A 13,045-nucleotide genomic window follows, 5' to 3' on the forward strand; every position below is an offset into this window, starting at 1 on the left:
GATAGTCAAAGGCTATGAGGTTTACTTTCCGCCAATTGCAGTATTTCCGCGCTGTCGCCGAGCAACGAAACTTTGGCCGTGCGGCGCAGGTGTGTCATGTGTCCCAGCCTGCGCTGTCGGTCCAGATTAAAGCGCTTGAAGAAGCGATGGGTGGGCCGCTGTTTGAACGTCAGGCGCGGGATATTCTACTGACACCACTTGGACGGGACGTTCTGGATCATGCTGGCCATGTCCTGTCGGCTGCCGACCAGCTGGATCGCTTTGCCCGAGATCACTCGGGTGGTCATCGGTCCCTGTCGATTGGCATCATTCCAACCGTTGCGCCGTATCTGTTGCCCGGAGTTCTGGCCGGGTTGCGGTCGGGTGATGTGTCGCTGCGCGTTCGGATTCGCGAAGCCCGGACGGAGCGCCTGCTGGCCATGCTGCGTGCGGGCGAGATTGACGCAGCGGTATTGGCGCTGCCTTCGGGCGCTGCCGACCTGCACGAAGAGACCCTGTTCGAGGATCGGTTTCTGTTGGCGGGAAGTCAAAGCCGCCTCAGCCGCCTGACCGTCAGCCCCGAGGCGTTACGGCCGCTGGATCTGCAGACAGCGCAGTTGATGTTGCTGGAGGATGGGCATTGCCTCACGGATCAGGCACTTGAGGTCTGCGGCCGGGATCGGACCAGCGGGCAGATCAACATGGGGGCGTCATCGCTGGCGACCCTTTCGCGTCTGGTGGCCGAGGGCTTTGGGCTAACCCTGATGCCGGAACTGGCTGCACAGGCCGAGGTCGATGCCGTTCCAGGCCTTCGCCTGTTGCGTTTTGCGACCCCTCAACCAGCGCGCACGATCGGCTTGGTGCGGCGTCTCTCGACCGGAGGGGAGGGTTGGTTTGACCGATTGGCCGGGGTCATCCGGCAGGTCGGTGAGGACATCGTGACGCGAACCCGCGCCTGACGACAAAGGCCCGCCTGTGTAGGCGGGCCTTGTCATTAGAAACATCCTTCAGGTCAGGCCAGCGCGGGTTCGCGCGCCTCATTCAGATGCTTCAGCAGGTTTTCGGGCGAAGAGACGCCATAGGGGTCTTCGGGGCAGTTGTCCATCAGGCCGGGTTCTTCGAACCATGCCTCGACCACACCGTCATTGACGATTGCCGCGTAGCGCCACGAGCGCATGCCAAAGCCCAGATTGTCCTTGTCGACCAGCATACCCATCTTGCGGGTGAACTCGCCCGAGCCATCGGGGATTACGGCGACATTTTGCAGGCCCTGATCTGCGGCCCATTTGTTCATGACAAAGCTGTCATTCACCGACATGCAATAGATCGCATCAATCCCTTTGGCAGTGAAATCAGCAAACCCGTTCTCAAAACCCGGCAGCTGGTAGGTCGAGCATGTGGGCGTGAACGCACCCGGCAGCGAGAACAGGATGACGCGCTTGCCCGCGAAGTAATCTGCAGTGGTTTTGTCTTCCCAGCGGAATGGATTCGGGCCTTCGACGGCCTCATCACGGACGCGGGTGTGGAAGGTTACATCAGGCAGCTTTGCGCCGGTCTTCATCATCAAACTCCTGTGATTCACATATGTTTGATGCGAGGGTTAAAACGATTCTAAATCACCTTCAACAATAGATATGCTGCAGATGCCAAATATCTTGAAGCTGGTTAATTGGCTTGAAAACAATATGAAAAATGAAAGTCAGTAGCCTATGTTTTCTGCATCGACACAATAAGCACGCATAGCGGCTATGCGCCGCTGGCGTAACCTGAACAGTCGGTTTATGTTATGGGTAAAGCAAATTGACCCAAAGTCAGGAAAGCCAACCGTGCGTGATCTGAAAATCCCCGAGCAAAGACACCCAGAAAAGGCGCACCGGCCTGACAACGCAGCCCCGCGCAAGCCCAAGTGGATTCGCGTAAAGGCCCCCGGTGGGGCCGGCTATGCCGATACGCACAAGATCATGCGCGACAATAACCTGGTTACTGTCTGCGAAGAGGCCGGTTGCCCCAATGTTGGCGAATGCTGGAGCCAGGGCCACGCCACCATGATGATCATGGGCGAGATCTGTACCCGTGGTTGCACCTTCTGTAACATCGCCACCGGTCGCCCCGACGCGCTGGACGCGTTCGAGCCGGGTCGCGTTGCGCATGCGGTGCAGAAACTGGGGCTGAACCATGTCGTCATCACCTCGGTCGACCGCGATGATCTGGAAGATGGCGGGGCCGAGCATTTTGCTCAGACGATCCGGGCTGTGCGGCACCGCTCTCCCAAAACTACGATTGAGATTCTGACGCCGGATTTCCTGAAATGTGATCCCGCGGTTCTGGAAACCGTGGTCGAGGCCAAGCCGGATGTGTTCAACCACAACCTTGAAACAGTTCCCGGCCTTTATCCGCAGGTGCGTCCGGGTGCGCGCTATTTCCACTCGTTGCGGTTGTTGCAGCGGGTGAAGGAAATGGACCCGTCGATCTTCACCAAATCGGGCATCATGGTCGGGTTGGGCGAGCAGGAACAGGAAGTGCGTCAGGTGATGGACGATATGCGCGCGGCGGATATCGATTTCCTGACCATCGGCCAGTATCTGCAGCCGACGCCCAAGCATCATGGCATTGACCGTTTTGTGACGCCGGAAGAATTCGCATCGTATGAGAAAGCCGCCTTTGGCAAGGGTTTCCTGATGGTTTCTGCCACACCGCTGACCCGGTCCTCGTACCATGCCGGCGATGACTTCGCCCGCCTGCGGGAGGCGCGTCAGCAGAAGCTGGGGCAGGGGTGAGCCCCGAGCTGCAAAGCTGGCTTATCGAAAAGCGCCATGAGTTGCATCAGGTGCCCGAGGTCTCGGGCGCCGAGCGGGGCACTGCCGCAAGCATCGCCAATCTGTTGGAGGCCTGTGGGCCTGATGCAGTCCTGACCGGGATTGGAGGCTATGGTGTGGCTGCGATCTATGACAGTGGCCAGCCCGGCCCGACTGTCGGTATTCGGTGCGAGTTGGATGGGCTGCCTATTCAAGAGCTGTCGGATTTGCCCTACGCGTCGCGATATCCGGGCAAAGGCCATTTATGTGGGCATGATGGCCATATGGCGATGGTGCTTGGCGTGGCGTTCATGCTGGGTGAAGCACGGCCCGAGCGTGGGCGCGTTGTGCTGATCTTCCAACCTGCCGAGGAAACCGGACAGGGTGCCCGGTCGTTTCGCAGCGACCCCAGATTTTCGGGCATCGCCCCTGACTATGTATTTTCACTGCACAACTTGCCGGGGTTGGAGTTGGGAACAGTAGCGATCTGCAGCGGGGCGGCAAACTGCGCGTCGCGCGGGATGCGTATTGTGCTCACCGGAAAGACCTCTCACGCTGCGGCGCCGCAGGATGGACTGTCTCCGGCACAAGCGTTATCCGAGCTGATGACCGAACTGGCGCGTCTTGGATCGGGTGGTGATCTGGATGCGGACTATGCTCTGACCACCGTGACCCATGCTCAATTGGGCGAGCCCACTTTTGGCATTGCACCGGGGTCTGCCGAGCTTTGGGTGACGCTGCGCACCGGTGGCGATGCGCGGATGCATCGGTTGATCGGTGAGGCCGAACAAAGGGCCGGAACCATTGCCGAGGCGCAGGGTCTGTCAGTACAGATCACCTATGACGATGTATTTGAGGCATGCGTCAATGATGCGGAAGCGGTGGCTTTATTAGCCAAGGCCTGTGATACGCAAGCTGTACCGCATGCCCTGGTCGACGCACCGCAGCGATTTTCCGAGGATTTCGGGCAATTCGGCAAGGGGGCGAAATCGGCCATGTTCTGGCTGGGCGCTGGCACGGATCACCCCCAGCTTCACAACCCGGATTACGACTTCCCGGATGCGCTAATACCGATTGGAACGGGTATTTTTGTATCTGCGATCGAACAGGCGCTAGCGCCCTGATCTTCATGCGCGGTCATTCGGTAAAGCGCACCTTGCCAATAAAGGGCAGGTTGCGGTTGCGTTGCGCGTAGTCGATGCCATAGCCCACGACAAATTCATCCGGAATTTCAAATCCAATCCAATCCGAGCGGAAATCGACCTCACGGCGGCTGGGTTTGTCCAGCAAGGCGATGGATTTCAGCCGAGCAGGTTTGCGACTTTGCAGCAGGTTGGTGACGTGGTTCAGGGTATGGCCGGTATCCACGATGTCCTCGACCACCAGCACGTCGCGCCCTTCAATTGCGCCCCGCAAGTCTTTGAGAATGCGCACCTCTCGACTGCTTTCCATCGCGTCGCCGTAGGAAGATGCCTCAAGGAAATCGACTTCGATGGGCAGGTCAAGCTCGCGCACGAGGTCTGCGATGAACACGAAACTGCCGCGCAGCAGGCCCACGACAATCAGCTTGTCGGTGCCGCCGAATTCATCGGTGATCTCGCGGCACAGCGCCTCGATCCGGGCGGCAATGGCTTTGGCCGAGATCATCTCATCTATCACATATACGCGGTCGCTCATCGCTGCCCCCTTGATCTTTGGCGCGCAACATACGAAATCACGCGCCATTGTCACCAGTTAATCCCGGACGCCATGCCAACACATTCGGAAACCCGACCGCTGCCTTACACCGCTCAACAGATGTACGATCTGGTCGCGGATGTGGCGAAATACCCGGAGTTTCTGCCGTGGTGTGCGGCCTCGCGTATCCGCCGCACCTATCAGGCGGGCGAGGGCAAGGTGATGGAGGCGGATCTGGTGATCTCGTTCAAAGTGTTCCGCGAACGTTTTGGCAGCCGTGTGACCCTGTTTGACGCGCAGAAGCGGATCGATACTGAATATCTGGACGGCCCCTTCAAATACATGCGCTCGGACTGGCAGTTCGAGGATACGGCTGACGGCTGCAACGTCTCGTTCCACGTTGATTTCGAGTTCAAGAACGCGGTGCTGCAGGGCATCATCGGCGTCGTGTTCAACGAAGCCATGCATCGTATCGTGCGCGCCTTTGAACAGCGCGCCGCCGACCTTTATGGCTAAGCCTTTACGACCGGGCGGCGCGCGCTAGACTGCGCTGCATGACCGATCTGACCACTGCCCTTGCAGATTTTGCCGCAGGCCCCGTTTCCACCACGAAGCAAGCCCGCATCGTGACCTCTCTGTCCGTTCTGGATTGGCTGGCCGTCGGGCGGGCTGGGGCCGAGGAACCGGTCTCGCGCATTATCCGGCAAATGGTGCTGTCCGAAGGTGGTAGTGAGCAGGCGCGTTTGTTCGGCGGCGGCGCCGTGCCCTTGCGTGCCGCAGCGCTTGCGAATGGCACAATTTCCCATGCGCTGGACTATGATGACACGCATTTCGCCCATATTGGCCATCCTTCGGTTGCGGTTTTGCCCGCGGCGCTGGCCGTTGCCGCGTGGGAGGACCGCCCGCTCGTCGATTTCCTCGAAGCGGCGCTGATCGGCATGGAAATCTCGATCCGCATAGGGCTGTGGTTGGGGCGCGGGCACTATCAGGCGGGATTCCATCAGACCGCAACGGCGGGTGCCTTTGGGGCAGCGGTTGCGTCCGGGCGCATCATGGGCTTTGACGCCGCCCAGATGCGCATGCTTCTTGGTCTGACTGCCACCCGTGCGTCCGGTCAAAAGGCGCAGTTCGGGACGATGGGAAAACCCTACAATGCGGGGTTGGCCGCATCGAACGGGGTAGAAGCGGCAGTACTGATCCGGAAAGGATTTCTCGCCAACGCCGAGGCCCTTGAGGGGCCTTACGGGTTCGGGGCCACGCATCTGAGTGCGGACGATACAGAAAGTGCTTTGTCAAATCTGGGCGCTGAATGGCTGTTCGAAACCGTCAGCCATAAGTTCCACGCCTGCTGCCATGGTCTGCACGCGGCGCTCGAGGCCGCGCGCGCCCTCGACATCGCCGAACCCGAAGTGGCCGAGGTCAAGGTCAAGACCCATCCCCGCTGGATGAGCGTCTGCAATCAGCTGGACCCCAAAACCGGATTAGGGGCGAAGTTTTCCTATCGCACGGTGTTGGCTATGCAATCGCTGGGCTATGACACCGCGCTTCCGGTCAGCTATTCCGACAAAATCTGCGCCGACCCGCGTCTGAAATCTTTACGAGACCGGATCACCGTCGCAGCCGATGACGGTCTGTCTGAAACGCAGGCCCATCTGTCGCTGCTGCGCCGCGATGGGGCGCGGCTTGAGGCCGACCATGATCTTTTGGCTCCAATGTCTCTTGCGGATCGAGAGGACCGTGTGAGGGCAAAGGCTGGCAAGCTGATCGGACAGGAGGATGCTGATGCAATCTGGTCCATGCTGCGCACCGGCGGGCGCGCAACAGATTTGGCCGGCAGGCTGTCCGACTAGACGACGCGCCAGTGCAGCGGAAAGCCCGGATCAAACACGGTCACCGGACCATCCCCGGTTTCGATCTTGGACGGGTAAGCGACCGGATCGCCTTTGGTCAGGGTGATGGTCTCGTCATTCACCGGCATCCCATAGAACGCAGGACCGTGGAGCGACACAAAACCTTCCAGTTTGTCCAGCGCGCCTTCGCGGTCGAACATTTCGGCCACCAGTGACATGGTGTTGGTCGCCGTGAAACAACCGGCACAACCACAGGCCATTTCCTTGTTGTCATCCGTATGCGGCGCGCTGTCCGTGCCCAGAAAATACCGCGCATCCCCCGAGGTCGCGGCGGACAGCAAGGCCAGCCGATGCTCCTCGCGCTTGGCGACGGGAAGGCAGTAGTAATGCGGTTTGATCCCGCCCACCAAAATATGGTTGCGGTTGATGATCAGGTGATGCGCTGTGATCGTCGCGCCCAAATCGGTCTCATTGGCTTTGACGTAGTCTACGCCGTTCGACGTCGTGATATGCTCCATCACCACGCGCAGACCCGGCGTTGCCCTGCGGATCGGATCCAGAACACGGTCGATGAACACGGCCTCACGGTCGAAAATGTCGATCTCGGCATCCGTGACCTCGCCATGCACGCACAGGGGCAGGCCGATCTCGGCCATCTTCTCAAGTACCGGGCGCACTTTGTCGAAATCGCGCACACCTGAATGCGAATTTGTCGTCGCCCCCGCCGGGTACAGCTTAACCGCCTTGACCAGACCGCTTGCGTGCGCGGCGGCGAGATCTTCGGCATCGGTGTCTTCGGTCAGATACAGCGTCATCAGCGGCTCGAATTCCATGCCATCCGGCAACGCGGCCATGATCCGGTCGCGGTACGCGGCAGCCTGATCGCCGCGCACAACGGGCGGCACGAGATTCGGCATGATGATCGCACGGGCGAAATGGCGCGCGGTTTCGGGCAAGACGGCCTGCAACATCGCGCCATCGCGCAGGTGCAGATGCCAGTCGTCGGGACGGCGGATCGTGAGCGTATCGGTCATGGCCCCCGGCTACCACAGCCGGTTCTAAGGGAAAAGCCTTGTCAACAGACCAGATCGTCGTAAATCCCGCAGATGCCTTGGTCTTGACGCGCGCACGTTGCCATGACCTGTTGGGCGCAGCGATTGAGGGGACATCATGACGCAACCAAACTCCATCGATGCCGTGCAGGAAACCCTGAGCGCTCAGGGCTATGTCTGCGGACGCGCGCTGGCGACAGTCGTGTTCCTGTCGCTAAAACTGGGGCGACCTCTGTTTCTCGAAGGCGAGGCCGGCGTCGGAAAGACCGAAATTGCCAAAGCGCTTGCCGCTGGTCTGAACCGCCGCCTGATCCGCCTGCAGTGCTATGAAGGCCTCGATGCATCCTCTGCTGTCTACGAATGGAACTTCCCGGCGCAGATGGTTGCAATCCGCACTGCCGAGGCCTCGGGCGGGGCGGACCGCATGGCCCTGCAAACTGAACTTTTCTCCGACGACTATCTGATCGAACGCCCATTGCTTCAGGCGATGCGCCCTGACGAAAACGGGGCTCCCGTCCTGCTGATCGACGAGCTGGACCGCACGGATGAACCATTCGAGGCCTTCCTGCTCGAAGCGCTCAGCGATTTTCAGGTTACCATCCCCGAACTCGGCACCGTCAAAGCGCCAGAGCCCCCCGTCGTCATCCTGACCTCCAACCGCACGCGCGAAGTCCATGACGCCCTCAAACGCCGCTGCCTCTACCACTGGGTTGACTACCCAGACTTCAACCGCGAGATCAAAATCCTCCACGCCCGCGCCCCCGAAGCCGCTGAGGCCCTCAGCCGAGAGGTCGTCGCCTTCGTCCAGCGCCTGCGCACCGAAGACCTGTTCAAAAAGCCCGGCGTGGCCGAAACCATCGACTGGGCCAAATGCCTGTTGGCGCTTGACGTGATTAACCTCAGCCCCGAAGTCATCGGCGACACGCTGGGCGCGATCCTCAAATATCAGGACGACATCCAGAAACTGCAGGGGTCCGAAGCCAAACGCATCCTCGACGAAGCCAAAGCCACCCTCGAACCCGCCTGATGCTTCATCTTTTCCTAAATACTCCGGGGGTTTGGGGGCAGCGCCCCCATGACGACTGATGGCCGAAGACCTTCCCCTGAATATCCCCGACCATCCCAAGCTGGCACAAAATATCACCCATTTCGCCCGCGCGTTGCGCAAGGCGGGTCTGCCCATCGGCCCCGGTCGTGTCGTGGATGCGATCCGCGCCGTCGAAGCGGCAGGGTTCACGAAGAAACAGGATTTCTACTGGACCCTGCACGCCTGTTTTGTAAATCGCCCCGAGCATCGCACAGTCTTCGCTCAGGTCTTCCGCCTCTACTGGCGCGATCCGCGCTACATGGAGCATATGATGGCCATGATGCTACCCGCCATTCGCGGCGTGCAGGAGGAGCGCAAGGCCGATGCCGGCGAAAAACGCGCCGCCGAGGCACTGCTGGATGGTGTTGAACAGCAGCAGCCCGAGTTGCACGAACAAGAGGGCGAGACAGAGATCGAGATCGACGCGACCCAAACAGCGTCGTCCGAAGAACGCCTGCGCAACCTCGATTTCGAGCAGATGAGCACAGACGAGATGGCACAAGCCAAGCGGCTGCTGGCACGGTTGAGCTTGCCGGTCAAACCGATCGCCTCGCGCCGCGCGCAGGCCAGCCATCTGGGCAACCGGATCGACCGTGCGCGCACGCTGCGCGCGGCCATGCGGCAAGGGGGCGAGCTGCATCAGATCGCTCTGCGCAAACCCAAACCGCGTTGGCCGAACCTTGTAGCGCTGTGCGATATTTCGGGATCGATGAGCCAGTACAGTCGCGTGATCCTGCATTTTCTGCACACCGTTTCGAACACCAAAGGTGCGGGATGGGCAAAGGTGCATGCCTTCACGTTCGGCACACGGCTGACCAACATCACCCGACATCTTCACCAGCGCGACGTCGATGCCGCTCTGTCCGCCGCAGGGGCTGAGGCACAGGATTGGGAGGGCGGCACAAGAATCGGAGACTGCCTGCACCAGTTCAACCGCGATTGGTCTCGCCGCGTGATGGGGCAGGGCGCGGTTGTCCTGCTGATTACCGATGGTCTGGAACGCGGGGCACCAGACCAGTTGGAGAAGGAAATAGAGCGCCTCCACCTGTCCTCAAAACGTCTGATCTGGCTAAACCCGCTGTTGCGCTGGGACGGGTTTGCCCCCAAGGCGCAGGGGGTCAGAACCATGCTGCCCCATGTCGACAGCTTCCGCGCCGGGCACTCGATTGCGTCGCTCGAAGATCTGGCGAACGTGATTTCCCAGCCCGACGATCAGGGACAGAAAGCACGGCTGATGGCCGCGCTTTCCGAAGGATGATTACGAAAGCTGGTCTTCGTTGCACTTCCGCGCCATTTCCATGGCCTTGTAGGTGCCCGTCAGATCGACGGTGAAGGCAAACTCTTTTTCCGGAAACACCACCATGACGTGCTTTTTGGCAATGTCTTCCGCGAATTGAGGATCATCGGACAGGACATAGCCGCCGGAATAACCCTTGGTGATGTTGCCTTTCATACCGGTGGCTTCACCCACATAGATATTGTCGCCCAACAGGATGGCCACGGCTTCGGTCTCACCGGCTTTGATATCGGTCTTGGCTTTGGTGAACACGCCCACATAGCCCACGCCACGATCTTCGGTCAGGCCCATCTGCACGACGTTTTCGTCATCGTCGACAGCCTCGATCAGGCACGACTTCTTGGTTTCGTCAATGAAGACCTTCCAGCCTTCGACCTCGCCGTATTTCAAATAGGTATCTGCCCAACCGGTGCTGGCAGCCGTCAGACCGATCAACGATGCGAGTGCAAGAATGCGTTTCAACTCTGTGTCTCCGCTTTGAAAAATGAAGGGGATACACCGGGATAGGCCCGATGATGGGCGCAAGCTAGAAGTTGGGACGGGGACAATCAATAGTTTGCGAATGTGATCGCAAAATCGGCTTGTTAGCGCCGGAAACTCTTCCCTTTGACCGCTTTTCATTGCCGCAAAGCTAACTATGTTGAACGCGAACAGGGCGCGGAGGTCTGCATGGAACGATTCGACAACAGCCCCGAAACAGCACTGAAGTGGTATAGAGACGGTAAAAAGGCCGCGCTTGCCACTGTGGTCGAAACCTGGGGCAGCGCACCGCGCCGTGTCGGCGCGCAGCTGGTCATTGCGGGGGACGGCCGGATCGAGGGCTCGGTATCGGGCGGATGTGTCGAAGGCGCGGTGATCGTCGAGGCACTGGAGGCGATTGACGAGGGCGAGGCGCGCTTGCTGGAATTCGGCGTCAGTGATGAGGACGCCTTTGCCGTCGGGCTGGCCTGCGGCGGTACCATCCGGGTTCTGGTCGAACCCATCGGGCAGGTTTTGCCCGAGCCCATGCTGGCAGAACTCGTCGCCGCCCGTGCCCGGCGCGAGCCTCTGGCCTATGAGGTGAATGTCGAAACCGGCCACCGTGCGCTGCGCCGTAACGCCTATACAGATCGGTTGCGAATGGACCGGTCCGGGTTCGAGGAAGATGCACAGACCTTTGTGGCGGTGCACAATCCGCCACTCCGCCTGATCGTGGTGGGCGCGGTGCATATCGCTCAGGCGCTTGTGCCGATGGCCCGGATCGCCGGGTATGATCCGGCTATCATCGATCCGCGTGAGGCCTTCGCCTCGGACGCCCGGTTCCCCGGCGAGACCATTCTGACCGATTGGCCGGATGAGGCCGTGGCCAAGCTGGGTCTGGACGCGCGGACCGCACTGGTGTTGCTGACACATGACCCCAAGCTGGATGATCCCGCACTGCAGGCGGCGTTGGATGCCGGAGTATTCTATATTGGCGCGCTCGGATCGACGCGGACCCATGCCAAGCGTGTTGATCGTATGAAGCAGGCCGGCTTCTCGGATGCCCAGATCGGACGCATTCACGGCCCAGTTGGCCTTGATATCGGCGCGGCCAGCCCGTCGGAAATTGCGGTTGCCATTCTGGCCCAGATGACCGCCGTGCTGCGAGGCAAAGCGTGAAGTTCGGCCCGGTCTCTCTGTCTGAGGCGAATGGTGCCATTCTGGCCCATTCGGTCAAGGCCGGAGACCAGAAGTTGCGCAAGGGGATCACTCTGACGGACGCGCATATCGCGACGCTTGGTCAGGCGGGGCTGACAGAGATCATTGTCGCCCGGCCAGAGCCCGGAGACTGCCACGAAGACGAAGCCGCAACGATACTGGCGGCGGCGCTGGCCCCCGATCCTGACGGGGCCAACCTGCGTGTGACGAAGGCTTTTACAGGGCGGGTTAATCTGTTGGCTGACGGGCCAGGGGTTGTCGTTCTGGACGTCGAGTCGGTGCAGCAGTTCAATCAGGTGCACCCTATGATCACGGTTGCGACCGTGCCGCAATATCAGCAGATGGCCGCGGGTGGCATGGTTGCGACGATCAAGGTGATCTCATACGCTGTGCCGCTGGCGGACGTGCAGCGCGCAGCCGATTTGGCGCGCGGCGCGGTTCGGCTGGCCGCGCCGACATACCGCTCGGCCGGGTTGATCGTGACCGATATCCCCGGAGGTCCGCCGAACGACAAAGGGATCGCCGCGATTCGGGGCCGGGTCGAGGCGCTGGGAATGGAATTGACCGATGTGCAGATCGTGCCGCACCGGACGGACGATCTTGCTTATGTGCTTTCGTCGTTGCAGGGCGAGGTTGCGATGATCCTGACCGGCTCGGCCACGTCGGACGAGAACGACGTGGCGCCCGCGGCGGTGCGACAGGCAGGGGGACAGGTCGACAGATTCGGTATGCCAGTTGACCCCGGCAACCTGTTGTTTCTTGGGGAGCTGTTGGGCAGCCCTGTCATCGGACTGCCCGGTTGCGCCCGGTCACCTGCGCTCAACGGGGCGGACTGGGTTCTGTCCCGCGTGGCCTGTGGGATTGAAACCACCGGCGCCGATATTGCCGCGATGGGGGTTGGCGGCTTGCTGAAAGAAATCCCCAGCAGGCCCCAGCCGCGTGCGGCCAAAGTGAAGTGACGTAACGGCATTTTTGCTTCGGTTCCTGCGGGCCACATTATTTGGCGGCTAAACGTCGGATGCGGCGGAAAATCGGGCAAATATTTTTGTTCTCAAACAAAATTTCCCGTGTTTAACTCGGATGCAAAGGGAAAATACCAAATAGGGAGGAATTCATGACACAGGTCTCAATGACCGTGAACGGGCGTGCCGTTAGCGGTGACGTGGAAGGTCGGACGCTGCTGTCCAGCTTTCTGCGGGATCATCTGTCTTTGACGGGAACGCATGTTGGCTGTGACACGGCGCAATGTGGGGCGTGCGTTGTGCACGTAAATGGCGAGGCGGTGAAGTCCTGCAACATGCTGGCGCTTGAGGCCGACGGGGCTGAGGTTGGAACGATTGAGGGTCAGGCGGCTGAGGATGGGACGCTGAACACGATCCAGCAGGCGTTTCAGGATCACCACGGTCTGCAATGCGGGTTCTGTACGCCGGGCATGGTGATGAGTGCGGCGGCGCTGCTGAAGGACAATCCGCGACCGACCGAGGCTGAGATCCGGAAATATCTGGAAGGCAACCTGTGCCGTTGCACGGGCTATCATAACATCGTCAAGGCGATCATGGCCGCTTCGGGTCAGGACGTTTCAAGCATCGCCGCCGAATAAGGCGGGTAAGAATTTTCGACGAAAATTCTTT

The 13,045-nt window shown here is 60.2% G+C and carries 14 protein-coding genes; 10 read left to right on the top strand and 4 right to left on the bottom strand.

Going from position 1 to position 13,045, the window contains the following annotated elements:
* Positions 1-14 precede the first annotated feature (14 nt).
* The gene (locus ACR0KM_RS13985; protein WP_480821926.1) at positions 15-938 is read left to right on the top strand and encodes a hydrogen peroxide-inducible genes activator; all 924 of its coding nucleotides are present in this window, start codon (positions 15-17) and stop codon (positions 936-938) included.
* 53 nt (positions 939-991) lie between these two features.
* Here ACR0KM_RS13985 and ACR0KM_RS13990 read toward each other — a convergent pair whose 3' ends face one another.
* A complete protein-coding gene (locus tag ACR0KM_RS13990) occupies positions 992-1,540 on the bottom strand; it encodes a redoxin family protein (RefSeq protein ID WP_480821928.1) in 549 nt (182 codons plus the stop codon).
* Positions 1,541-1,805: 265 nt separating this feature from the next.
* On the opposite strand from ACR0KM_RS13990, the gene lipA reads away from it, so the two are divergent.
* Both lipA and ACR0KM_RS14000 read left to right on the top strand, forming a co-directional pair.
* Positions 1,806-2,756 carry a lipoyl synthase gene (gene lipA, locus ACR0KM_RS13995; protein WP_480821930.1) on the top strand — a complete coding sequence of 317 codons (951 nt, stop codon included), beginning with the start codon at positions 1,806-1,808 and terminating at the stop codon, positions 2,754-2,756.
* Positions 2,753-3,898 (top strand): amidohydrolase, encoded by a 1,146-nt coding sequence (locus ACR0KM_RS14000; RefSeq protein WP_480861619.1) that lies wholly within the window; start codon positions 2,753-2,755, stop codon positions 3,896-3,898. The genes lipA and ACR0KM_RS14000 overlap by 4 nt, the downstream gene beginning before the upstream one ends.
* A gap of 13 nt (positions 3,899-3,911) precedes the next feature.
* Here ACR0KM_RS14000 and hpt read toward each other — a convergent pair whose 3' ends face one another.
* On the bottom strand, positions 3,912-4,451 hold the full coding sequence (gene hpt / locus ACR0KM_RS14005; protein WP_480861621.1) for a hypoxanthine phosphoribosyltransferase: 540 nt from the start codon (positions 4,449-4,451) through the stop codon (positions 3,912-3,914).
* 72 nt (positions 4,452-4,523) lie between these two features.
* Here hpt and ACR0KM_RS14010 point away from each other — a divergent pair, with 72 nt between their 5' ends.
* A complete protein-coding gene (locus ACR0KM_RS14010; RefSeq protein WP_480861623.1) occupies positions 4,524-4,967 on the top strand; it encodes a type II toxin-antitoxin system RatA family toxin in 444 nt (147 codons plus the stop codon).
* Positions 4,968-5,005: 38 nt separating this feature from the next.
* Entirely contained in the window at positions 5,006-6,301 is a 1,296-nt protein-coding gene (locus tag ACR0KM_RS14015; RefSeq protein ID WP_480861625.1) for an MmgE/PrpD family protein, read from the top strand.
* Here the strand turns inward: ACR0KM_RS14015 and pyrC are convergent.
* The gene (gene pyrC, locus ACR0KM_RS14020; RefSeq protein WP_480861627.1) at positions 6,298-7,335 is read right to left on the bottom strand and encodes a dihydroorotase; all 1,038 of its coding nucleotides are present in this window, start codon (positions 7,333-7,335) and stop codon (positions 6,298-6,300) included. The two genes, ACR0KM_RS14015 and pyrC, sit on opposite strands and share 4 nt — an antisense overlap.
* A gap of 136 nt (positions 7,336-7,471) precedes the next feature.
* On the opposite strand from pyrC, the gene ACR0KM_RS14025 reads away from it, so the two are divergent.
* Positions 7,472-8,380 carry an AAA family ATPase gene (locus ACR0KM_RS14025; RefSeq protein ID WP_480861629.1) on the top strand — a complete coding sequence of 303 codons (909 nt, stop codon included), beginning with the start codon at positions 7,472-7,474 and terminating at the stop codon, positions 8,378-8,380.
* A gap of 58 nt (positions 8,381-8,438) precedes the next feature.
* Positions 8,439-9,698 carry a vWA domain-containing protein gene (locus ACR0KM_RS14030; RefSeq protein ID WP_480861631.1) on the top strand — a complete coding sequence of 420 codons (1,260 nt, stop codon included), beginning with the start codon at positions 8,439-8,441 and terminating at the stop codon, positions 9,696-9,698.
* Here the strand turns inward: ACR0KM_RS14030 and ACR0KM_RS14035 are convergent, their stop codons facing one another.
* The gene (locus ACR0KM_RS14035; protein ID WP_480861633.1) at positions 9,699-10,199 is read right to left on the bottom strand and encodes a hypothetical protein; all 501 of its coding nucleotides are present in this window, start codon (positions 10,197-10,199) and stop codon (positions 9,699-9,701) included.
* A gap of 207 nt (positions 10,200-10,406) precedes the next feature.
* Between ACR0KM_RS14035 and ACR0KM_RS14040 the strand changes: the two genes are divergently transcribed.
* From ACR0KM_RS14040 to ACR0KM_RS14050, 3 genes are all read left to right on the top strand, one after another.
* The gene (locus ACR0KM_RS14040) at positions 10,407-11,375 is read left to right on the top strand and encodes an XdhC family protein (protein ID WP_480861635.1); all 969 of its coding nucleotides are present in this window, start codon (positions 10,407-10,409) and stop codon (positions 11,373-11,375) included.
* Positions 11,372-12,373, top strand: a complete 1,002-nt coding sequence (locus ACR0KM_RS14045) for a molybdopterin-binding protein (RefSeq protein WP_480861637.1) — start codon at positions 11,372-11,374, stop codon at positions 12,371-12,373. The genes ACR0KM_RS14040 and ACR0KM_RS14045 overlap by 4 nt, the downstream gene beginning before the upstream one ends.
* Positions 12,374-12,528: 155 nt before the next feature.
* Positions 12,529-13,014 (top strand): (2Fe-2S)-binding protein, encoded by a 486-nt coding sequence (locus tag ACR0KM_RS14050; RefSeq protein ID WP_480821952.1) that lies wholly within the window; start codon positions 12,529-12,531, stop codon positions 13,012-13,014.
* The last annotated feature ends 31 nt before the right edge of the window (positions 13,015-13,045 follow it).

The sequence above is a fragment of the Ruegeria sp. G10 genome (assembly GCF_056533645.1).